The following is a 22,857-nucleotide window of genomic DNA, read 5'->3' on the forward strand; positions in this document are numbered from 1 at the left end:
CACGACATGGTAAAGCAGTGGTTTAGGTCTGGTTCTCCTTGGATTTGGATGACCGGTGGTGCCGTCAGCATCAGTTTAATTTCAGTAATTGGTTTACTCGCCATGATTGCATGGAAGGGATTAAGCTTTTTTTGGCCATCTCAAGTTATGCAATATGAGCTTGAAGGCTCGATTACTAAACAAACCGTTATTGGTGAAATTTACGACCGTGAATTAGTACCTAAGTCGCGTTTAGCGGCAACCGGTATTGATGTTTCTAAATTTGAAAAAGACGAGGTTGAGCGTTTACTAATTAAAACCGGTAACCGAGAGTATGTAGATTTAGACTTTCGCTGGATACTTGAAACTGATATTACACAAAGCTCAGCACCAAAAGCACTCGCGGTATTTGAGCGTAGCAAAAACGGTAACTTTTACGGTTATGTAGAATCAGTAATCAAAGATGGTGAAACAATAACTACAGATAAAGTTGAAATATTACATGATCTTGTAGAGCGTGCGGTTGACTTAAATGACGAAGCACTGGATTTACAAAATGGTGATATTGGTCATATAAACTACGAGTTAGAGCGTTTACGTTTGCAGGAAAAAGCCTATTTGCTTGATAACGAGCTAACTGATGAGCGCGTAGCTGAACTTGCTCAAGCCCGTGCTGATTTACGTGCGCAATATGGTGAGCTTGAAAAAGAGTTATTTGCACTGCGTAACCAAGCTAAGCGTGACCAAGTAACTGTGAAAGATATGCGTGGTGAGATTGTTACTATCCCGCTTTATCAAGTGTTGGATGTATGGTTTCCAAACGATATGGGCTTTTTTGCTAAACTAGGCCATTACTTTGTGCAGTTAGGCAAGTTTGTTTCAGATGACCCACGTGAAGCCAATACCGAAGGCGGTGTATTTCCTGCTATCTTTGGTACGGTATTCATGGTGATGTTAATGGCTGTGATTGTGACGCCATTTGGTGTGGTTGCCGCCATTTATTTGCATGAATATGCAGCTAAAAACGCAATTACTAAAATGATCCGTATTGCGGTTATTAACTTAGCGGGTGTTCCGTCAATTGTATATGGTGTATTCGGTCTAGGTTTCTTTGTGTATATGGTAGGTGGCAGTGTTGACCAACTATTTTACCCAGAGTCATCGCCTACGCCTGTATTTGGTACACCCGGTGTGATGTGGTCGGCACTCACCTTGGCTATATTAACTCTGCCTGTGGTAATTGTGTCAACCGAGGAAGGTTTATCTCGTATTCCAAGCACAGTACGTGATGGTTCATTAGCACTGGGCGCGACTAAGGTAGAAACGTTATGGCGAATCATTATTCCTATGGCCAGCCCTGCTATTATGACGGGGTTAATTTTAGCGGTTGCTCGTGCTGCGGGTGAAGTTGCACCGCTTATGCTGGTGGGTGTGGTAAAAATGGCACCAACGTTGCCGCTTGATGGTAACTTCCCTTACATACACTTAGATAGAAAGTTCATGCACTTAGGTTTTCATATTTACGATGTTGGTTTTCAAAGCCCTAACGTTGAAGCGGCGCGTCCGCTGGTATATGCAACGGCCTTTTTGTTAGTGTCGGTTATTATTACCCTTAACATCACCGCCATTGGTATACGTAACCATTTACGTGAAAAATTCAGATCGCTTGAGCATTAATTTAGTATAGGTAACAAACATGATTACAGTCGCTCCAAAAGTAAACCAAGCAAAGCCAAGCTTGAAGTTAGATTTAAATAATTTAACAGACGAACAAAAAGCGCTAGAAATTAAAGATCTCGACCTTTACTACGGTGATAAACAAGCACTGAGTAAAGTAAATATGAACATTCCGAAAGGCCAAGTAACGGCATTTATCGGTCCGTCGGGTTGTGGTAAGTCAACTTTGCTGCGTTGTATTAACCGTATGAATGACTTGGTTGATATTTGTCGCATAGAAGGCGAAATAATGCTGCACGGGCAAAATATTTACGACAAAAGCGTAGATGTTGCTGCGCTTCGTCGCAATGTTGGCATGGTGTTTCAGCGTCCAAACCCGTTTCCTAAATCAATCTACGAGAATGTGGTTTACGGTCTTCGCCTGCAAGGGATTAAAGAAAAGCGTAAGCTTGATGAAGTGGTAGAGCAATCGCTACGTGGTGCGGCTCTTTGGGATGAAGTAAAAGACAGACTTCACGATAGCGCATTTGGTTTATCGGGCGGTCAGCAGCAGCGTTTAGTTATTGCTCGCTCAATTGCGATAGAGCCAGAAGTATTATTACTTGATGAACCAACATCAGCACTCGACCCGATTTCAACTTTAGTGATTGAAGAACTAATTAATGATTTAAAGAATAAATTTACTGTGGTTATTGTTACTCATAACATGCAACAAGCAGCGCGGGTATCTGATCAAACCGCGTTTATGTATATGGGTGAGCTCATTGAGTATTCAGATACCAATACCTTATTTACCACACCAACGAAGAAAAAAACTGAAGATTATATTACCGGACGCTACGGCTAGTCGGGTTAAAACGCTAAAACAATGAATTATTAAAGAAGGTCATTATGGAACACAACATTAATAAACATATTTCTGGTCGTTTTAACCAAGAGTTAGAAGATGTGCGAAACCATGTACTGAGTATGGGTGGGTTGGTTGAGCAACAACTTAATAGCGCGCTTGATGCAGTTAGCAAAAACGATGCGGTATTGGCACAAAAAGTACGTGAAAACGACTACAAAGTTAATGCAATGGAAGTCAGTATTGATGAAGATTGCACCCGTATTATTGCTAAGCGCCAACCGGCAGCCAGTGATTTACGTTTAGTAATTGCAATAGCAAAAACCATTGCTGATTTAGAGCGAATTGGTGATGAAGCTAAGCGAATTGCTAAAGTTGCACTAGACTCATTTACTAAGGATCAACAAGATTTACTAGTAAATATTGAAAATATGGGTCGCCAAGTATCTAAAATGCTGCATGACGTTTTAGATGCATTTGCACGTATGGATGTGCAACGTGCGTTTGAAGTGCATAAAGAGGATGCTAAGGTAGATAGAGAGTATGAAGCTATCACCCGTCAAATAATGACGTACATGATGGAAGATCCGCGCTCAATTCCAAAAATTATGGATTTAGTATGGTCTGTTCGCTCATTAGAGCGTATCGGTGATCGTTGTCAAAACATCGCTGAATATGTCATTTATTTTGTAAACGGTAAAGATATTCGTCATACATCTCAAGAAGATATTGAAAAATCACTGTAGTGATACGAATAACTAGAAAATAAGAAAGGCAGTAATACACTGCCTTTTTTATTTTTTGTAAATAATTGAATGAGAAAAAGCGTTCACAATCTAGCTTAATGCTGTAAAATTCACGCTGAACAGCATATTGAATTGATTAAAGGGTCAGTTATGCCAACAAATTTTTTAGGTGTTTTTGCAAAATCACCTATAAAACCAATAGAAGAACACATCAGAAAAGCGCATCAAGCAAGCGAAAGTTTGATACCTTTTTTTAATCATGTTTTTAAAGAAGAATGGCAACAAGCTGAAGAGCTACGTTTAACTATTCGTAATTTAGAACGTGAAGCCGATGAAATGAAAAGAACTATACGCTTACAACTACCTGGCGGATTATTCATGCCGGTAGAGCGTACAGACCTTCTCGAATTAGTAACCCAACAAGACAAAATTGCTAATAAGGCAAAAGACATTGCTGGGCGTGTAATTGGTCGTGAGATGATCATACCAAAAGAGATTCAAGAAGACTTTTTGGCGTATGTAACTCGTTGTGTTGATGCAACAAAACAAGCATCTAAAGCGATTAATGAATTAGAAGAATTGTTAGAAACGGGCTTTAAAGGCAGAGAAGTTACTCTGGTTGAAAAAATGCTCGTAGAATTGGATGCCATAGAACAAGACACGGATGAAATGCAAATTAGAATACGCCGCCAACTACGTAAAGTAGAAAGTGAGCTAAATCCAGTAGATGTAATGTTTTTATATAAAATCATTGAATGGGTTGGCGAGCTTGCAGATATTGCAGAGCGCGTAGGATCACGTCTTGAGCTGATGTTAGCTCGTTAATTTAAAATCAGTTCAAACACGAAAGATTAAGGTTACACAATGGATATCATTGCATCTTACGGCACGGTATTAATTTTAATTGCCGCAGCAGTCGGCTTTTTTATGGCTTATGGTATTGGCGCAAATGACGTTGCCAACGCGATGGGTACATCAGTAGGTTCAAAAGCACTTACCATTAAACAAGCGATTTTTATCGCGATGATTTTTGAGTTTGCAGGTGCTTATTTAGCCGGTGGTGAAGTAACATCAACAATTCGTAAAGGGATTATTGATGCGGCCCCATTTGCCGACATTCCTGAATTGATGATTTTAGGTATGATCGCCTCTTTATTTGCCGCGGGCAGTTGGTTATTAATGGCCTCGTTTTTAGGCTGGCCGGTATCGACGACTCATTCAATCATTGGCGCTATTATTGGCTTTGCTCTGGTTGCAGTAGGCACAGAGGCTATTCAATGGGGTAAGGTTGCCGGTATTGTAGGTAGCTGGATTGTAACGCCGGCGATATCAGGTTTTATAGCGTACTTAATATTTATGAGTGCGCAAAAGCTGATATTTGATACAGACGCTCCACTTAAAAATGCCAAGCGCTTTGTACCAATATACATGGGTTTAGCTGGCTTTATTATGGCACTTGTGACCATTAAAAAAGGCTTAAAGCACATTGGTATTAATTTAGGTACCTTTGAAGGTTTTGCTATTTCTATAGGTATAGCGGTACTAGTTGCTGTTATTGGTAAAATTGCGATTTCTCGTTTAAATATCGATCCTAAAGCGGATAGAGAAATGCAGTTTAACAATGTAGAAAAAGTGTTTGCAGTACTTATGGTGCTAACAGCCTGTTGTATGGCATTTGCTCATGGTTCTAATGATGTTGCTAATGCAATTGGACCACTAGCTGCTGTTGTAAACATTGTTGAAAATAATGGTGAAATCGCGAAGAAAGCGGCTATTGCTTGGTGGATATTACCACTGGGTGGTTTAGGTATTGTTGCCGGTCTTGCTATTTTAGGCAAAAAAGTAATTAAAACCATTGGTGAAGGAATTACACATTTAACACCAAGCCGTGGTTTTGCTGCTGAATTAGCCGCTGCATCTACCGTTGTTATTGCATCGGGCACAGGCTTACCTATCTCAACCACACAAACCCTAGTGGGTGCCGTGTTGGGTGTAGGTATGGCACGTGGTATTGCCGCACTTAATATGGGTGTAATAAGAAATATTGTAGTTTCTTGGGTAATTACATTGCCAGTTGGTGCTGCCCTTGCTATTGTTATTTTCTACGTACTAAGAACCGCTTTTGGGGTTTAATAAAAAGTACTTAAAAGACTTTTAGCTTGAAAAGATCTCAACGCCCTTGGTGTTGGGGTCTTTTTATTTGTGGAAAGAAAAATGACCAATCTCCCTAGTATAAAGCAGCTACAGTATTTATTAGCTGTGCATCAGCATCAACATTTTGGCCGCGCAGCAAGTGCCTGCTTTATTGGCCAGTCAACGCTGAGCACCGCAATTCAAAACTTAGAAGAGACCTTAGGGTGTCAGCTTATAGAACGAGAAAATCGCAGCCTTATGTTTACCACCATTGGTGAAGAGGTTGTTGAGCGTTCAAGAAAAATCATTCACGACACTATTAGCTTAAAAGAGCTTACCAAAAGCTTTTTAACGCCGCTTAGCGGCACATTAACGGTAGGTGTTATTCCCACGATTGCGAGCTTTATTGCAGCGCCTCTTTATCACTTTTGTCAGCAAACGTTTGCTGACTTAGAGTTAGTTTTAGTGGAGGATACCAGCGACAAGCTACTTGATAAGTTAGAGCATGGGCAAATTGACTTGGCACTATTAGCGCTGCCCTACGAAACCGATAAATTTCATACACAAGTACTTGCACAAGATCATTTTAGCTTAGTGCACCATAAAGACTACACACCAGCTAAAGGCATTGAAGACTTTAATTTACTACCAGAAGCGAGTGTATTTTTACTTGAGCGAGAGCACTGTATGACTGGGCATGCGCTCAGTGCGTGCCATTTAAACCGCTCTAGCTGTATAAATCCCTTTGAGGCAGCTAGCTTACATACTTTATTGAGTATGGTTGAGTATAAACTTGGCGTGACTTTTTTACCGCAAATGGCGATTAACGCGGGTATTTTAGAAAACAAAAACATGCTTGCTACGCCATCACAAGGTGATGCCTATCGTGATATTGGTGTACTGTGGCGCAAAACAACGGGGCGGATTCGTGACTTTAAATTGTTTAGCCAACAGTTAGAGGTCTTTTTGAAAAAGCAGTGCAGTGTTGATTTTAAGTAACGTAAAAAAAGCGTATTAGAGATAATACGCTCAATAACACAGGGAATTAAAGTGGCTGCTTGTGCTGGCCATGGTAGCTCTCTAGAGGCGGTAAAAACAATAAGTAAACCCACACAACAACATTGAAGTAAGGCACCAGTCCAAGCACTGTAAAGGTTTTTACAGGATAGCCTTTAATCTGAGCATACTTGTAACATTGAAGCGCAATAGCAAAGTGTATAAACAATAATAACGTGATTAGTTGCGTCATAAACATCCTCCTTATGACCAAATGTCCATCTTTAAGAGTATAGACATCTAGACGATAAGAAATAAAGATGTCATGTAAAATCAAGGTAATCACTTAATTTTCATGACATTGTGCTGCCGATAAGCAAAGTATAGGTTAGATGGGCAATTTTGGTAGTAATAAATTGCTTAAATTTGTTTATTAATGTTTATAGTGATGTGAGGGTATCTTGATAAAAAATAGGGTTGTTCTTTATTTTTTCTAATTCAATCAGTACCTTGTCGATAGGGACAGGGCGAGCAATAAAATAGCCTTGCCCGTAGTCTACGCCTATTTCTTTGAGTGCAAAAAATACTTCAGCGGTTTCCACATATTCAGCCACAGAGCGCTTATCTAGTGACCGACTGATGTCATTTATGGCTTTTACTAGCGCTAAATCAATGGAATCGTTAAGCATATCGCGGACAAATGAGCCGTCAATTTTTACATGTTGGGCTGGTAATTGTTTAAGATAATTAAAGGTACTAAATCCGGTACCAAAGTCATCAATCGAAAAGTGGCAGCCTAAATTATTTAACCGTTCAATCATTTTACGAGTGGCAGCCAAATTATTAATGCTAGCCGATTCAGTTATTTCAAAAATAATTTTTGACGGAGACACTTGGTATTTTTCGAGGCTCGACTCTATTAACGGCAGTAAACGCTCATCTAAAAATGACTGTGCCGATAAATTTATTGCAACCTGAAGAAGCTCTGGGTGCGCAGCAACACTTGCAATACTGTTACGAATAACACATTGATCCATTAAAAAGGTGTCGTTAAGCATTTCCAATGAGGGAATAAACTGATTTGGGTAAATAAGTTCGTCGTCGAGCTTTAATCTCAGTAGTACTTCAAAGTAAGCAACCTGATTAGTTTTAAAATCCCAAATGGGTTGATAATGAAGTTCTATATTGTCTTGTTGTAGAGCTTGGCGTACGCCATGACCCCATTCTAAGCCCGTTTGCAGCGCATTGTTTTCACCATCTTGTTTTGAATAACAATGTACTAAGTTACGGCCTAAATTTTTAGCAATATATAACGCAATATCTGATTGCTTTAAACATTCATTTGGATCGCAGTTATCAGCAGTAATTTGGGTTAAGCCAATAGAGCAGCTAATTGAATACACTTGATCTTCTGACTTAAATTGGTTGCCTTCAATGGCACTACAAATCCCTTCTGCAATTAAATGTGCATCTAATAAATTGGTGTTTTTAAGGATCACCGCAAACTCATCGCCACCCACACGGCAGATCAGGTGCTCATTACTAATATTGGCAATAAACAGTTGTGCCACTTCTTTTAAAACAATATCGCCTTGTTGGTGGCCTTTACTGTCGTTGATTATTTTAAAGTGATCAAGATCGATATAAATAAGCGCATGCTCAATATTTGCATAGGTATTTTCGCTTTGACAAATATAGTTAAGTTGTTGGTCAAAGTAATAACGATTATGTAGGCCGGTTAACGTGTCATGCAATGCTAAATGGCGTAATTGAAGCTCAGCTTGCTTACGCTCATGAATATTATCGAGTGTGGCGGTAATGGTCGCGTTATTACTGCTATTTTTTATTAGCTGGAGGCGGCATTCAACCCACACCGAATTGCCGTTTTTTTGTTGTAGTTTAACTTCTATTTTTTGTTTATTTGCGCCACCTTGTAAAATGTCATCAATAGTGGATTGTAACGACTGTTTATACTCTTTGGTACAAAATGCAGTTAATGGCTGTTTCAAGGTCGATTTAACCCCAAAACCACTCAAAGACTCCCATGCAGGGTTTATAAAGCGAATATTGCCTTGCTGGTCTAGCTCAAGCACCACGGTATTTAGGTGCAATAAAATACGTTGATGTGCTGAAAACAGGTCGCGATACTTTACTTCACTAATACTTAATTGCTGCACTTTATTGGCAAACTCAGCATAGCTGACCATAAAGTCTTCACGACGAGCGGCGTGGTCACAGACTTTATTTAAAAATGAGGGGTCGTAAGGGGCGCGAATAAAGTCGGTAACGCCTGAAAGTAATAACTGCTCGGCGTAATCGGCATCGTTTTTATCAATAATAGTAACAATGGCTTGCTGAGGGTTATGCTGCAGAATTTTTTCGACTAATTGATTTGAGCTTTCTGCTTGTGCCGCTGTGGCATCCAGTAGCACGATAGCAAAAGGCTGCTGATTATAAGCACTTAGCGCCGCTTTTTCAGTTGTGACATGGGTGATAGCAAAGTTAAGTTTTAATTGCTCACTCATGTCGTTTGCCCTGCTGGCAAAGGGTTCTAATAACAACAGGTTTAAGCGACTACTTTTTTCTAAATGGCTCGACAACACATTTGCGAGTATTTGCGGCAGAATATCTTGGCGTTCAAAAGGCAGTACCGCATCTATGCCATAACTTCGTGCAGTAGTCTCGGCGATACGTTCACAATAAATAGGCGGAATAAGTAAAATAGGCGTATTTTTAGGCGTGTTTAGTAATCCAGAGCGGATCATACGGGAAAACCGCCAACCATCAATTTTACCTACATCTAAGCCAGTTATGATTATATTTACGCTTTGATTTTTTAATATTTTTAGGGCGTCTTGGCTGTCTGATGCTTCAATGAACTCAAACACATTAAGCCTCTCTAACGTGGCACGAATAGTCTGGCGCTCATCATTACTTGCATTCAATATTAGCAATTTAAGCTGTTTTGCCACGTAGGTACCACTCCGAGAGATGCAGATCATAAAACAGTAAGAGTAATGATATTTAGCGATAAGAACAAGCGTATTTAACCGCTATTTTAAATGTAGCTCATTGGTGGCTAATTAGGGGGAATATGTGGGATATCTTGAGCTTCATTAGTAATAGAAATTAGGGAGAATATAGGGGTTATCTTGAGCTTCATTAGTAATAGTAATACACTTGGCGCGATTTTAAATGATGTGGAATTCTAACAATGCGCGTAGCTGATTTTAGCTTTGACTTACCTGATGAATTAATTGCTCGTTTTCCTAAAGCAGATAGAACGAGTAGCCGTTTATTGAGCCTAAACGGGCCAACTGGTGAGATTGAGCATAAAATATTTAGTGACATACTTGAGCTTGTAAACGAAAACGATTTACTGGTTTTTAATAATACCAAGGTTATACCTGCGCGTATGTTTGGTCAAAAAGAGTCTGGTGGTAAAGTTGAGGTACTCGTTGAACGCGTATTAGACGAACACCGCGTACTTGCGCATATTCGTGCGAGTAAATCCCCAAAGCCAGGTAATGTACTCATTTTAGAGGACAAAGCAAAAGCTATTATGGTGGCACGCCATGATACCTTATTTGAGCTTGAGTTTGACCGCAGTGAAAATGTGCTCGACATTTTAAATGATGTCGGTCACATGCCGCTTCCTCCTTATATTGACCGCCCAGATAACGAAGCCGACCGTGAGCGTTACCAAACGGTATATGGCGAAAAGCCAGGCGCTGTTGCTGCACCTACGGCAGGTCTTCATTTTGACGATAAACTCATGGCTGCGCTCAAAGATAAAGGCGTGCAAATGGCGTTTGTAACCTTGCACGTTGGTGCTGGCACCTTTCAGCCTGTAAGAGTTGAGAGTGTTGATGAGCACATCATGCACTCTGAATATATTGAAGTGCCACAAGATGTGGTGGATGCGGTTGCAAGCACCAAAGCCAAAGGCGGGCGAGTGATTGCTATAGGTACAACTTCAGTACGCTCACTTGAGTCTGCAGCAAAAATACATGGCGGCAAGCTAGATACTTACTTTGGCGATACCGATATCTTTATTTTTCCGGGTTATCAATTTAACGTTGTTGATGCCATGGTAACTAACTTCCATTTACCCGAATCAACTCTGATCATGTTAGTTAGTGCCTTTGCAGGGCAAGACAACATTATGGGCGCTTACAATACGGCGATTGAACAACAGTATCGCTTTTTTAGCTATGGCGATGCGATGTTTTTGACCCGTAAATAATTTACAGCGTCATCGGTTTTTATTTACTCCTAGGTATAGTGAATTTCTCACTGCTAATAGTAATAGGGTGGTAAAAAGGGTAGAATCGAGCGGTTAAATTATAGCTTGTTGGACTGTTTTTCCGACACAGAGGATATTATGAAATTTGAATTAGACTGCACTGATGGTAAAGCGCGCCGCGGCCGCTTGATTTTTGACCGAGGTGTAATAGAAACACCGGCGTTTATGCCTGTAGGTACTTACGGCACGGTTAAGGGTATGACACCTGATGAAGTAAAAGCAACGGGTGCACAAATTTGTTTGGGCAATACATTTCACTTAATGTTGCGCCCTGGTACTGAAATCATTAAACAGCATGGTGATTTACACGACTTTATGAATTGGGACTTCCCAATTTTAACTGACTCAGGCGGTTTCCAAGTATTTAGCCTTGGTGCAATGCGTAAAATCACTGAAGAAGGCGTGATGTTCCAATCGCCTGTAAATGGTGACCAAATTATGATGTCGCCAGAAAAGTCAATGGAAGTGCAGCGTGATCTTGGCTCAGATATCGTGATGATATTTGACGAATGTACGCCGTACCCTGCCACAGAAAAAGAAGCCAAAGACTCTATGGAGCTTTCTCTTCGTTGGGCTAAGCGTTCAAAAGAAGGGCATGGCGACAACCCTTCAGCATTGTTTGGTATTATTCAAGGCGGTATGTATCCTGAGCTTCGTGCACAATCACAAGCTGGCCTTGAAGAGATTGGTTTTGATGGTTATGCACTCGGTGGTTTATCGGTGGGTGAGCCTAAACATGAAATGATTAATATTCTTGATCATTGTGCTTATAAAATGCCAGAAAACAAACCGCGTTACCTAATGGGTGTTGGCAAGCCTGAAGACCTAGTTGAGTCGGTTCGCCGTGGTATAGATATGTTTGACTGTGTAATGCCAACGCGCAATGCACGTAACGGTCACTTATTTATTACAACTGGCATCATAAAAATCCGTAACGCAGTGCATAAAACAGATACTGGCCCACTTGATCCAGAGTGTGATTGCCATACCTGTAAGAATTATTCGCGTGCTTATTTGCATCATTTAGACAAATGTAACGAAATTCTTGGCGCACGACTAAACACTATCCATAACTTACGATACTATCAACGTGTTATGGAAGGTTTGCGTAATGCTATTAGCGAAGGTCAACTAGAGACATTTGTACACGATTTTTACGCTCGCCGAGGCCAAGAAGTGCCAGAGCTAGCTGATACAACAAATTAAAATTTAAAAATTAAAGAGGAAGTATTATGAGTTTATTTATTTCAAACGCACATGCAAGCGCTGGCGCACCTGCAGCAGGCGGCGGTATGGAAATGCTAATTATGTTAGCGATTTTTGGTTTGGTTTTTTACTTTTTAATTTACCGCCCGCAAGCAAAGCGCGTAAAAGAGCATAAAAGCTTAATGAGCGCGATGGCAAAAGGCGATGAAGTGCTAACCCAAGGTGGTTTAGTGGGTAAAATCGTAAAAATTGCTGAAGATAAAGACTTCATCGTGATCTCATTAAATGAGCAAGCAGAAGTAACTGTACAAAAATCAGCAGTATCTGCTGTACTGCCTAAAGGCACAATGAAGTCGCTATAAAAATAATAAGGACGGCCCCGTGTTAAACAAGTTTCCAATTTGGAAGTATTTACTTGTTTTAGCTGTGTTAGCCATTGGCCTTTTATATGCTTCACCAAACTTGTATGGCCGCGATCCGGCCATACAAGTTTCTGGCGCTAAAGGCACCGATGTTGACCTCAGTGTTGTAGACAAAGTAAACGCAATCCTCAAAAAAGATAACGTCAGCGCTAAATCGACGAAACTCGAAGACGGGCAAATTCTTGTTCGTTTTAAAAACGTTGAAGACCAACTAAAAGCGCAAGACTTATTGCGTAACTCGCTTAGTGACGATTATATCTCAGCTATTAATATGGCTCCTGCACAACCGGCTTGGTTAAAGTCGCTTGGCGGTAACCCAATGAAGTTAGGCCTAGATTTAAGTGGTGGTGTACATTTCACCATGGAAATCGACATGGTCACTGCGGTTGATAATCAGCTTGAGCAAATGGAGCAAGATTTTCGTAGCGATCTGCGCGAAGAAAAACTACGTTATCGAAGTGTGCGCCGCGTAGCAGGCTCAGAGCGTATGCGTGTAGAAATGCGTAACGAAGAAGATAAAGAAGCCGCAGAGCGCTTTTTAGAAAGCCGTTACCCATTAAACGTTTACATTGATGATAGCAGTAATGATAACGCATTCTTTGCCACTATGAGTGAGCTAAAGCTAAAAGAAATTCGTGACTATGCCATCAAGCAAAACGAAACGATTATTCGTAACCGTATCAACCAAATTGGCGTTGCAGAGCCAAACGTACAGCGCCAAGGTGCTGAACGTATTATTGTGCAATTACCAGGGATTCAAGATACAGCTCGCGCTAAAGAAATTTTAGGTGCTACGGCCACGCTTGAGTTTCGTGAAGTTGACGAAAATGCTGACATAAGCGCCGCTGCTCAAGGTCGTATCCCACCGGGTACTGAAATGATCATGAGCCGTGATGGTTATCCTGTGGTACTAAAAAAGCGCATCATTCTTGAAGGCAGCCATATTACTGGCGCGCAGTCAGGTGCAGATGAGTACCAGCGTCCACAAGTAAGCATTAAACTCGATAGTAAAGGTGGGGCAAAAATGAATGCCTTCACCAAACGTGCTATTGGTAAACGTATGGCTACCGTGTTTATTGAGTACAAGCCATCGGGTAAAAAAGATAGCGAAGGTAAAGCACTTCCACCGATTAAAGTGGAAGAAGTGATTAACGTAGCAACCATTCAAGCGCGTCTTGACCGTTCATTCCGTATTACCGGTATTGATAACCCCGCTGAAGCACATAACTTAAGTTTACTACTTCGCGCGGGTGCACTGGTTGCGCCTATTCAAATAGTAGAAGAACGTACGGTTGGGCCAAGCCTAGGTCAAGAAAACATTGAAGCAGGTATGACCGCTGTAGCCTTAGGTTTTGCGTTTGTACTGGCCTTTATGCTTATTTACTACAAAGGTTTTGGTCTTGTTGCGAATATCGCACTGGCTGCCAACTTAGTACTTATTATTGGTGTAATGTCGTTAATTCCAGGTGCAACGCTTACCCTGCCGGGTATCGCAGGTATTGTACTAACCGTGGGTATGGCTGTTGATGCGAACGTACTTATATTTGAGCGTATTCGTGAAGAGCTCGCTGATGGCCGCAGCCCTCAACAAGCGGTTCATTTTGGTTACGATAGTGCCTTTAGTACTATTTTTGATGCCAATATCACCACATTAATTGCGGCGATTATCTTGTTTGCTGTTGGTACCGGTCCTGTTGCAGGCTTTGCGGTAACCCTAGCAATTGGTATTTTAACCTCTATGTTTACAGCAATTGTAGGTACCCGTGCGGTGATCAACCTATTTATTGGTGGTAAACGTGTTGATAAACTTTCAATTTAAGGAGCAGACATGCAAATTTTAAGATTGGGCGGAAAAACCCTTCGTTTCATGTCTCTTCGAAAAGTGGCAATGGGCTTTTCTACGTTATTAATCATAGCGTCGCTGGCGTCACTTTTTGTTAAAGGCTTAAATTTCGGTTTAGATTTTACCGGCGGTACAGCAGTTGAGGTAGGTTTTTCACAACCTGCCGATCTGAAAAAAGTACGTAATGTACTGGCTGAAAACGACTTTGCTGATGCATCGGTACAGCTTTTTGGCTCAAGCCAAGAAATACTGGTCCGTTTAGCCCCTCGCGGTGATGATGTAAAAGCAGAAGTAATTGGTAACCAAGTAATTACTGCCCTTAAACAAGCTGATGATAGCGTAGTAATGCGCCGTATTGAGTTTGTAGGCCCAAGCGTAGGTGAAGACTTAAAAGAGCAGGGTGGCCTTGCCATGTTAACTGCGCTTATATGTATCTTAATTTACGTGGCATTTCGCTTTGAATGGCGCTTTGCTGTAGGTGCGGTGGGTGCACTATTACACGATGTAATCATTACGATTGGTTTATTCTCGGTGCTTGGTTTAGAGTTTGACCTAACTATTTTGGCTGCAATACTCGCCGTGATAGGTTACTCACTAAACGATACCATTGTTGTATCAGACCGTATCCGTGAGAACTTCCGTAAAGTACGTATTGACGACACCATTGAAATTATTGACCTGTCACTTACGCAAACACTTAATCGTACTTTAGTTACATCAATTACCACTATTTTAGTATTGATTGCACTCTTTGTATGGGGCGGCCAAACTATTCATGGCTTTGCTACCGCACTATTATTTGGTGTATTTATTGGTACTTATTCTTCAGTTTACGTTGCCAGCTCGGTGGCTATTGCCATGGGCGTAAGTAAAGAAGATTTAATACCAGAGGTGATTGAAAAAGAAGGTGCCGATTTAGACTCAATGCCTTAATTGAGATTAAATTATCCTTTTTAAAAAACCGCTCCTTGTGAGCGGTTTTTTATTGCTTAGCGTGTAAGACATATAATTGTCATACGAGCTTGATATTTTATTACTCTTATTTAATTTTGATCAGAGCTAGTAGTGACTGAGCAACGTAAAGCCTTAGAATCAATTTTACAACAAGGGGCAATAACAACCTTGTTTCAACCTATTTTTGATATAACTAAGCAATCTATTAATGGGTATGAAGCGCTTAGCCGTGGGCCTAAAAATAGCCCATTAGCGATGCCAAATAAGCTATTCGAAACGGCTCATAAATATCAATTAATTTCAGAGCTTGAGCTTTTATGCCGTTCTCGCGCCATAGAAAACTTTGTAAAACTAAATCTACAAGGGAAGTTATTTTTAAATGTCAGCCCAAAAATTCTACTCGATCCGAGCCACCCTAAAGGCGAAACCTTACATTTAATTGAACAGTTTGGTCTTGCGGCTAATCGTGTGGTGATTGAAGTCACCGAACAAGAAAAAGTAGATGATGGCTTTTTACTGTTAAAAACCATTGCTCATTATCGAGAGCTAGGCTTCACTATTGCTATTGACGATCTTGGTGCAGGTTATTCCGGTCTAAAGCAATGGTCGCAGTTATGCCCAGATATTGTAAAAATTGATCGTTACTTTATTGATCATTGCGATCAAAGCGAAGTTAAAAAAGAATTTCTAAAATCAATTGTGGTGTTAGCACGGGCAACAAATACAGCGGTGATTGCAGAGGGAATTGAGCGTACTGAAGAACTCGATTTAGTTAAAAGTATAGGCATAAGTCATGTTCAGGGATTTTTGTTAGAAAGACCCAGCCAACAACCAAGCTATGACTATAACTGTAAGCAGTTACAAGCATTTACATTGACTCAAGCAGGGTCAAAGTTTGAACAATCAATGGCTATCGGGGTGCTTGCTGTTGCTCAGCCTGCCATTAGCAGTCACACGCGTTGTAAAGAGGCTCATGCGCTTTTTGAGCAAGACAAGCGCATAATTAGCTTACCCGTTTTAAATAGCAATCAGCAGCCAATAGGGCTGTTACATAAAGATCAGCTAACAGAAGTGTTTGCCGCGCCATACGGGCATGCGCTTTATGATAAATGTGAAGTCACTGAGTTAATGGATAAACAGCCTTTGGTGGTTGATGAAAATCAAATGCTTGATATTGTCTCTCAGCAAATAACAGAGCAAGACTTTGATATTCGTCGCCATATTGTTATCACAAGTAATAATAAATATTTAGGTTTGGCACCGCTCAGGGACATATTAAAGCACATTACCGCTGAAAAAATCCGCCACGCCCAACATGCTAACTCTCTAACCATGTTACCGGGTAATGTGGCAATTAGTGAAGTAATAGAGCAGCGTCTGCAACATAAACAGCCATTTTCACTAGCCTATATCGATTTAAATCATTTTAAACAATTTAACGATCTGTATGGTTATGCCAGTGGGGACAGCGTGATAAAACTTCTGGCCGATGTGACTGTAAAAGCGTGTGCGCACAGCGCTAACTTTGTCGGGCATATTGGTGGCGATGACTTTATGGTGGTGTTTGAAAAAAAAGATGCGGTGGAGGTTTGTAATACCATTATCACGCAATTTGAATTGCAGTCACGCGTATTTTTTACGCCAGAGCATATTGCTGGAAAAGGGTATTGGGCAACTAATCGAGAGGGCGAAAAGCAGTTTGTACCTCTACTTACATTATCGATAGGTTTAGTTGAGCCGGATCTGCAGCAGTGTAAAAATAGCCATCAAGTAGCGGCATTAGCCACAGATGCTAAAAAAGAAGCAAAACGTTATCGTCACAGCTACTTATTTATTTGTAATCGAAGAAGGCCTGCACCCGCTGTTGTGCGTTTATCCAATAGTAAAAAAAGTGGCTAACAAAAAGCAAAAAAGGAGCCTAGGCTCCTTTTTTTTAAGTGCGGTATTACGATTAACGTAATAACGACTCAGATAATACTGGGCGCATTTCACGAACAATCGCTTGTGTTAGCTTAGGTGCACCACAAATAACGTTACCGCTCACGTTGTAGTTATTACCGCCAGCAAAATCAACAACCATGCCGCCAGCTTCTTTAACTAATAGCTCGCCTGCTGCTGTATCCCACGGTTTTAAACCAATTTCAAAGAAACCATCAACACGACCCGCTGCAACATATGCCATATCAAGTGCTGCAGAGCCTGCACGACGAATATCAGCGGTATGTACGAATAATGCTTTAAACGCTTCAGAATAGGCATCTAAGTGGTGTTTTTGTTTGAAAGGGAAACCTGTTGCAAGAACAGAACCGGCAAGTTCAACCGTTTTAGATACACGTAAACGTTTGCTGTTTAACTGTGCGCCTTGACCACGAGAAGCGGTGAAAAGTTCGCCACGAATTGGATCGTAAATTACGGCTTGGTCTAAACGACCTTTAACTTTAAGTGCAATAGATACTGCGAAATGAGGGATACCCTTGATGAAGTTAGTTGTGCCATCAAGTGGGTCAACAATCCATTGGTAATCAGCATCCTTACCTTTGTGTTCGCCTAACTCTTCACCAACGATGCAGTGATCAGGGTAAGAACGTAAAATAGTGTCACGAATTACGGCTTCGGCTTCTTTATCAATGTTCGTAACTAAATCATTAGTGCCTTTTTGTTGCACTTCAACTTTTGATAAGTCTTCACTTGCACGAAGAATAAGCTTGCCTGCGTTACGCGCAGCGCGAACCGCAATGTTTAACATTGGATGCATGGTATTACCTTTGGGTTGTAAAAGAACGTTTATATATTTAAGCCGGCGTATTTTAGCGGTTTTTGCCATAAAGTAAACCATAAAGCCTAAATACTTGTGAGTGTTTTTTGTACAGCCATGATCTTTCAATATATTTATCGGAATAAAAACAGACAATAAATTTGTAAATTAGCGCTTTACCTAAAGTTAACTTGAGGTTTTATGATGTTCTATATTCAATTAACAGGAAGAAAGTTATGAAATTAGAACACGTAAATTTAGTTGTTAGTGACATAAACGCCATGCTTAAGTTTTACCAAGCAGCGTTTCCCTATTGGTCAATTAGAAGTGAGGGAGAAGGAACCTGGTATGGTAAAGCAAGGCGCTGGGTACATTTTGGTGATAACGAGCAATATATTGCTATAAGCGATCACGGTGAAGGGAAAAACCGCGACCTATCAGGACATCAAATTGGTTTGGCACACTTTGCCTATGTAACCAATAACTTAAATGCAGTAATAGCGCGCCTAAAACATGCGGGCTTTGCAATAAGTAAAGAAGGTGCTGTAAATCCATTTAGAAAAAACATTTATTATATTGATCCCGCAGGGTTTGAAGTTGAGTTTGTAGAGTACATGAGTGATGTACCTAGTGAGCGAAATAACGACTTATAATATGAATGAAGCCAACGATTATGGCTTCATTCAATGTTTAGCATATTTAATAATGTTTACCATGTATGCCAAGCTGAGTTTTTAGATCATTTGCAAAGCTAATAAATTTTTCTTTAATAGTGCGTTTAACTTTAACTTCCACAGAGCCTAAAACAGTTTTTCCTTCAATGTGAATCGTTGGCCCTTGGCGCTTATTAAGTGACACTGTTTTATTTTCAAAACTGCCTAAAATACAAAACATTTTAGAAACTACATTAACGTGCTCTGGTACATATATTTCTTCGCTGCCAAAATAACAATTAACGTGAATAGTGACATGTTGGTGGGTAAAAATCGCATCTGTAAAATCAAGATTGATTGACCCCATGTAGTTTTCTATATAAATGTTTTGAGGAACTACCCATTGGCCGCTTCGTTCACTCGAACCAAGAATGCTTCTTAATGTAAGTGGCTCTTCATCAGTCTCATGCTGCGCGCTATAATTAGGTGCAAACTGAGAGTGCTTTTGCGCCTTATATTGCTGGTCAGTATTTAAGGTTAAATCTTCAACGAGATCCATAAGTGCTTTATTGTCACTCGCTGCCATGGCGTCGTCTAAGCGCCTTTCAAATGCTTCAACAGAAATAACACCATGGCTGTAGTTATAAATGAGCTGATCAATCACTTGCTCACGAACTTGCTCAATAGGGCGGTCTTCAATTTTAACAGACATTTAAATTATCCTTTTATGGTTGCTGGTTATTTCAAAGCAAGCCTTATACCAAATATTAAATTGTTTAAATTCAGTGGTTTATAATTTTGGGTTTTTGATTCTTTATTATATTAACGACAGATTAACCAAATATACAATTATTTAGTAAGTTTCGCTATTCGAGAAACTTTTACGCAATAGTCTGTAAATGTTTACTTAGTAGGTTTAAGCCAATATCTACTACTTTAAATTAACCTATTGAAATTAAAGGTTAAAAAATATTGGCCCGATGCTCGCATTAGCTTAAGTGTCTTTAATCAAAAGGAGAACGATTATGAAAACATTTAATAAGTCTATGATTGCAGCCCTAGTATTAGGAACAACCGCAATGGGCGCTCAGGCAAGCAGTTGGGAAAACGAAAGCAAAGATGCTTGGATTGATGGGAAAGCAGAAACAGTATTGCTTATGAACACCAATCTAAATAACTTTGATATCAACACGGACGTAAAAAACGGCAAGGTAATGCTAACAGGTAAAGTAAACAGCGAAGTAGATAAAGAGCTTGCTGAAGAACTCGTGCTAAGCCTAGATGGTGTAACTGACGTTGAAAACAGTCTAACTGTGGTAAAAAACACCGACATGAAGAAGCATGATTCTGAAATGATGGGTAACGACACTGAAAGTGATTTAACCGATGCTAAAATCACTACAGTGATCACAACACGTTACTTATTTGATTCTGAAGTAGGTGGTACAGACATTGATGTTGATACCGATAATGGTGTGGTAACTCTTAAAGGTACAGTTGAGTCTGATGCTGAAAAGCAATTAGCGATGGAAATTGCTAAAAACGCTGAAGATGTTCGCAAGGTAGTTGATGAATTAACTGTTATTGCAGAATAATACACTATACTAAAGCCCAGCCCAGCTGGGCTTTTTGCTTTGCTAACATTGTAAGGATTAAATTATGGATATCATTAGAATTATTTTTTCTATTTTATTACCACCACTGGGTGTGTTTTTACAGGTAGGACTAGGGATGCATTTTTGGTTAAATATTTTGCTAACTTTGCTCGGCTATTTCCCTGGATTAATTCATGCGATTTACATTATTGCCAAAAAATAATGTAGCAGCATAGCAGGACATTTAATACTGAGTTGCTAAGTGCTCCCAAAGGTATGTTTATTAGTTACTCAGGCTGCTATTAATAAATGGATTTGTTTTACAAAACTCATCACTAACAAAACCTCAAAGCCTACTATTTGAGCAGTTAGCCCCTTGATTGTTAAAATAAAGCTTTTTGCTAGTGACAAGCCCCTAAAAACTTTTTATACTGCAACCCGCTTTAGTCGCTCTGTGGCTAAACGCTTCAAAAATTAACTGCTTACAGTTATACAAAGATGGCCCCTTAGCTCAGTTGGTTAGAGCACACGACTCATAATCGTTAGGTCCCCAGTTCGAGTCTGGGAGGGGCCACCACTTTTACACGCTTTCCAAGTAAATAGAAATTCACCTTCCTAGTTTATAAAACTTCATTTCTATTACTTCTATTGTATTTTTATCAGCGCACTGATTTTTTTATTAATTTTATTGAATACATTGCAATAAACACAGTTGAATCTACTATTAAAGTGTTATGAGATTTTATTATAAAAATATTTATTTTATGACCTTTAATGTCGCTACTGTTAATTGTGTGCAGTATATAAAATACCGCTTTGTTACCCCTTAGGTGCTCTATGTTATTAAAACGAAAAGTATACCTCAGCCTTATTTTGGCTGTTGTTGCTCCTTTAGCAATATCTACTCTAATATTTTCAAATAGTATTCGCTCAAATACAGAAGACAAACTAGCCAAAGTAGATTTACCAACAGCGCTTAGTGAAGTGAAAAGCCAAATCGAATTAGAGTTATCGACTCCTATTATTGTTGGCAAAGAAATAGCGCAAAACTTATTTGTGCAACAATGGATGAATAATAATGAAGATGCGCAAAGCCGAGGTAAATTCATTGATTACCTCAAACATATAAAAAATAAAAACCAAGCCAGTAACGCATACATTATTTCTAAAAACTCCCGCAATTATTACACCGATGAAGGTATTTCTAGGCAAATAGACAGTAGTGATACTTGGTTTGATGCTTTTTTAGCATCGGATAGACTATTTGAAGTAGCACTCGACATAGATAAAGGCAGCTCTGAGGTGATGGTATTTATTAATTATGCCATTGAGCTTGATGGGCAACGACAAGGAATTGCCGGAATAGGCCGTTCGCTCGATTCTATGGTGGATCTCATAAGTGAATATAGAATAGGAGAGGGCGGCATTGTTTATTTGGTCTCTGGTAGTGGCGAGATTATGTTGCATGGTAATAAAACTAAAATTGGGCAATCTGTTGACTTGGCGCCGATTAAAAATGGGGCAATTCAAAGTAAAGTAATTGATGGTGATGACTATGTTGTCTCAAGTACGCCAGTAAATTCATTAGGTTGGCATCTAGTCGCTGAAATTCCCCAAGAGCAATTATATGGCGCAATTAATAGTGCTATTAATACTAATATCATTTTTGGTGTAATTATTGCGCTTGTAGGTTTAGCGTTAGCACGCGTGTTAGTAGGGCAAATATTTAGGCCAATCGAAAACATTACTGCAGCGGTGAATGCATTAACGGAAAAAGATGGTGATTTAACGGCACGACTCCCTACTGATGATAATAATGAAATTTCAGACTTAGCGGTTAAGTTTAATCTGTTTTTAGAGCAGTTACATTATATGTTCAAACAGGTTTCTGAGTCGGCAATTCATGTTAAAGGTATTTCCCAAGATGTGCTTGAGCAAGTGCAAGGTGCGGCAAATTTAGCTGAAGTGCAATCATCGAGTACGCAAACGGTGGCGGCAGCCGTTAATGAGATGGAGGTTACGGTTCAGGATATTTCTGGTAGTGCCAGTAATGCAGCAGATATTGCTACTAAAACCGAAGAAACGACGCACAAAGGGGTTGAGTTTGTGCAAAGCACGATTAAACAAATGGAACAACTAGAAGCGTCAATGGCCAACTCTGTGGCCTCGGTGTTAGAGCTTTCGACAGAGATTAAATCAATTTCTCATGTATTGGATGTAATTAAAGGGATTTCCGAGCAAACTAATTTATTGGCGTTAAATGCGGCTATTGAGGCTGCTAGAGCGGGTGAGCAGGGCCGTGGCTTTGCGGTAGTTGCTGACGAAGTAAGAACGCTTGCGCAACGTACCGCGGAGTCTACGGAGCAAATTAATGAGATGATTGATTCGTTAAATGCTAAAGCTTCAAGCACGGTAACAGCGATTGAATTGGGCAGCAAAAACACCCTAGAAAATGCCGAGCGCTTAAAAGAAACCGGCCATACATTAAATGGTATTTCACAGGAAATTGTACTACTAAGCGAGTTAAACAACTCAGTGGCTACTGCAACGCGAGAGCAAACACTAGCAACCTCAGAAATTAGCCAAAATATTGTGATGATTTCCGATTCGGCAGAGCAAACCAAAGAAAATATGAAAAAGTCAGAGCAGCTTTGTAACGGTTTAAATAAAGAATCGAATATTTTAAGGGATTTACTGGGTAAGTTTACGCTTTAAACACGATTTAATTAAAAAATCAGTTGAGCG

20 protein-coding genes and 1 tRNA gene are annotated in these 22,857 nt (G+C 40.0%); 17 read left to right on the forward strand and 4 right to left on the reverse strand.

The window, feature by feature from the left end:
- The first annotated feature begins 6 nt into the window (after positions 1-6).
- The 6 genes from pstA to N523_RS0100365 all read left to right on the forward strand — a co-directional run bounded on the left by pstA (position 7) and on the right by N523_RS0100365 (position 6,381).
- Entirely contained in the window at positions 7-1,656 is a 1,650-nt protein-coding gene (gene pstA, locus N523_RS0100340; protein ID WP_028835571.1) for a phosphate ABC transporter permease PstA, read from the forward strand.
- Between the two features lie 19 nt (positions 1,657-1,675).
- Complete coding sequence (pstB, locus tag N523_RS0100345) at positions 1,676-2,503, forward strand: phosphate ABC transporter ATP-binding protein PstB (protein WP_008114812.1); 828 nt, start codon at positions 1,676-1,678, stop codon at positions 2,501-2,503.
- A gap of 44 nt (positions 2,504-2,547) precedes the next feature.
- On the forward strand, positions 2,548-3,249 hold the full coding sequence (gene phoU / locus N523_RS0100350) for a phosphate signaling complex protein PhoU (protein WP_008114815.1): 702 nt from the start codon (positions 2,548-2,550) through the stop codon (positions 3,247-3,249).
- A gap of 150 nt (positions 3,250-3,399) precedes the next feature.
- On the forward strand, positions 3,400-4,074 hold the full coding sequence (locus N523_RS0100355) for a TIGR00153 family protein (protein WP_008114817.1): 675 nt from the start codon (positions 3,400-3,402) through the stop codon (positions 4,072-4,074).
- A gap of 39 nt (positions 4,075-4,113) precedes the next feature.
- The gene (locus tag N523_RS0100360; RefSeq protein ID WP_008114819.1) at positions 4,114-5,382 is read left to right on the forward strand and encodes an inorganic phosphate transporter; all 1,269 of its coding nucleotides are present in this window, start codon (positions 4,114-4,116) and stop codon (positions 5,380-5,382) included.
- A gap of 81 nt (positions 5,383-5,463) precedes the next feature.
- A complete protein-coding gene (locus N523_RS0100365; protein WP_028835572.1) occupies positions 5,464-6,381 on the forward strand; it encodes a hydrogen peroxide-inducible genes activator in 918 nt (305 codons plus the stop codon).
- A 46-nt stretch (positions 6,382-6,427) separates the two neighbouring features.
- Here the strand turns inward: N523_RS0100365 and N523_RS0100370 are convergent, their stop codons facing one another.
- Together N523_RS0100370 and N523_RS0100375 are read right to left on the reverse strand one after the other, a co-directional pair.
- Positions 6,428-6,631: a hypothetical protein gene (locus N523_RS0100370; protein ID WP_008114823.1), complete on the reverse strand. Its 204-nt coding sequence runs from the start codon at positions 6,629-6,631 to the stop codon at positions 6,428-6,430.
- Positions 6,632-6,818: 187 nt separating this feature from the next.
- Positions 6,819-9,350 (reverse strand): EAL domain-containing protein, encoded by a 2,532-nt coding sequence (locus N523_RS0100375; RefSeq protein WP_028835573.1) that lies wholly within the window; start codon positions 9,348-9,350, stop codon positions 6,819-6,821.
- 242 nt (positions 9,351-9,592) lie between these two features.
- Between N523_RS0100375 and queA the strand changes: the two genes are divergently transcribed.
- The 6 genes from queA (at position 9,593) to N523_RS0100405 (ending at position 17,008) form a co-directional block, all read left to right on the forward strand.
- Positions 9,593-10,624 (forward strand): tRNA preQ1(34) S-adenosylmethionine ribosyltransferase-isomerase QueA, encoded by a 1,032-nt coding sequence (queA, locus tag N523_RS0100380; RefSeq protein WP_028835574.1) that lies wholly within the window; start codon positions 9,593-9,595, stop codon positions 10,622-10,624.
- A gap of 138 nt (positions 10,625-10,762) precedes the next feature.
- Positions 10,763-11,890 (forward strand): tRNA guanosine(34) transglycosylase Tgt, encoded by a 1,128-nt coding sequence (gene tgt, locus N523_RS0100385; protein ID WP_028835575.1) that lies wholly within the window; start codon positions 10,763-10,765, stop codon positions 11,888-11,890.
- Between the two features lie 26 nt (positions 11,891-11,916).
- Positions 11,917-12,252, forward strand: a complete 336-nt coding sequence (gene yajC / locus N523_RS0100390) for a preprotein translocase subunit YajC (RefSeq protein ID WP_010391747.1) — start codon at positions 11,917-11,919, stop codon at positions 12,250-12,252.
- A 19-nt stretch (positions 12,253-12,271) separates the two neighbouring features.
- Complete coding sequence (secD, locus tag N523_RS0100395) at positions 12,272-14,131, forward strand: protein translocase subunit SecD (protein ID WP_013465988.1); 1,860 nt, start codon at positions 12,272-12,274, stop codon at positions 14,129-14,131.
- A 9-nt stretch (positions 14,132-14,140) separates the two neighbouring features.
- Positions 14,141-15,088: a protein translocase subunit SecF gene (gene secF / locus N523_RS0100400; protein ID WP_028835576.1), complete on the forward strand. Its 948-nt coding sequence runs from the start codon at positions 14,141-14,143 to the stop codon at positions 15,086-15,088.
- Between the two features lie 132 nt (positions 15,089-15,220).
- Positions 15,221-17,008, forward strand: coding sequence for a GGDEF domain-containing protein (locus N523_RS0100405; protein WP_028835577.1), 1,788 nt, complete (start codon positions 15,221-15,223; stop codon positions 17,006-17,008).
- Positions 17,009-17,060: 52 nt separating this feature from the next.
- Here the strand turns inward: N523_RS0100405 and suhB are convergent, their stop codons facing one another.
- Entirely contained in the window at positions 17,061-17,864 is an 804-nt protein-coding gene (suhB, locus tag N523_RS0100410; protein WP_010391751.1) for an inositol-1-monophosphatase, read from the reverse strand.
- A 236-nt stretch (positions 17,865-18,100) separates the two neighbouring features.
- Between suhB and N523_RS0100415 the strand changes: the two genes are divergently transcribed.
- Entirely contained in the window at positions 18,101-18,517 is a 417-nt protein-coding gene (locus N523_RS0100415; RefSeq protein WP_028835578.1) for a VOC family protein, read from the forward strand.
- A 46-nt stretch (positions 18,518-18,563) separates the two neighbouring features.
- On the opposite strand, the gene N523_RS0100420 is transcribed toward N523_RS0100415, so the two are convergent.
- The gene (locus tag N523_RS0100420) at positions 18,564-19,229 is read right to left on the reverse strand and encodes a LiaF domain-containing protein (protein WP_028835579.1); all 666 of its coding nucleotides are present in this window, start codon (positions 19,227-19,229) and stop codon (positions 18,564-18,566) included.
- A 313-nt stretch (positions 19,230-19,542) separates the two neighbouring features.
- On the opposite strand from N523_RS0100420, the gene N523_RS0100425 reads away from it, so the two are divergent.
- The 4 genes from N523_RS0100425 to N523_RS0100440 all read left to right on the forward strand — a co-directional run bounded on the left by N523_RS0100425 (position 19,543) and on the right by N523_RS0100440 (position 22,827).
- On the forward strand, positions 19,543-20,112 hold the full coding sequence (locus N523_RS0100425; RefSeq protein WP_013465983.1) for a BON domain-containing protein: 570 nt from the start codon (positions 19,543-19,545) through the stop codon (positions 20,110-20,112).
- A gap of 64 nt (positions 20,113-20,176) precedes the next feature.
- Positions 20,177-20,335, forward strand: a complete 159-nt coding sequence (locus N523_RS19235; protein ID WP_008466367.1) for a YqaE/Pmp3 family membrane protein — start codon at positions 20,177-20,179, stop codon at positions 20,333-20,335.
- Between the two features lie 277 nt (positions 20,336-20,612).
- Positions 20,613-20,689: transfer RNA gene (locus tag N523_RS0100435), tRNA-Ile, on the forward strand.
- 260 nt (positions 20,690-20,949) lie between these two features.
- Positions 20,950-22,827 (forward strand): methyl-accepting chemotaxis protein, encoded by a 1,878-nt coding sequence (locus tag N523_RS0100440; RefSeq protein ID WP_028835580.1) that lies wholly within the window; start codon positions 20,950-20,952, stop codon positions 22,825-22,827.
- Positions 22,828-22,857: the final 30 nt, after the last annotated feature.

The organism is Pseudoalteromonas sp. 23_GOM-1509m (genome assembly GCF_000518425.1).
Taxonomy (GTDB): Bacteria; Pseudomonadota; Gammaproteobacteria; order Enterobacterales; family Alteromonadaceae; genus Pseudoalteromonas; species Pseudoalteromonas tetraodonis.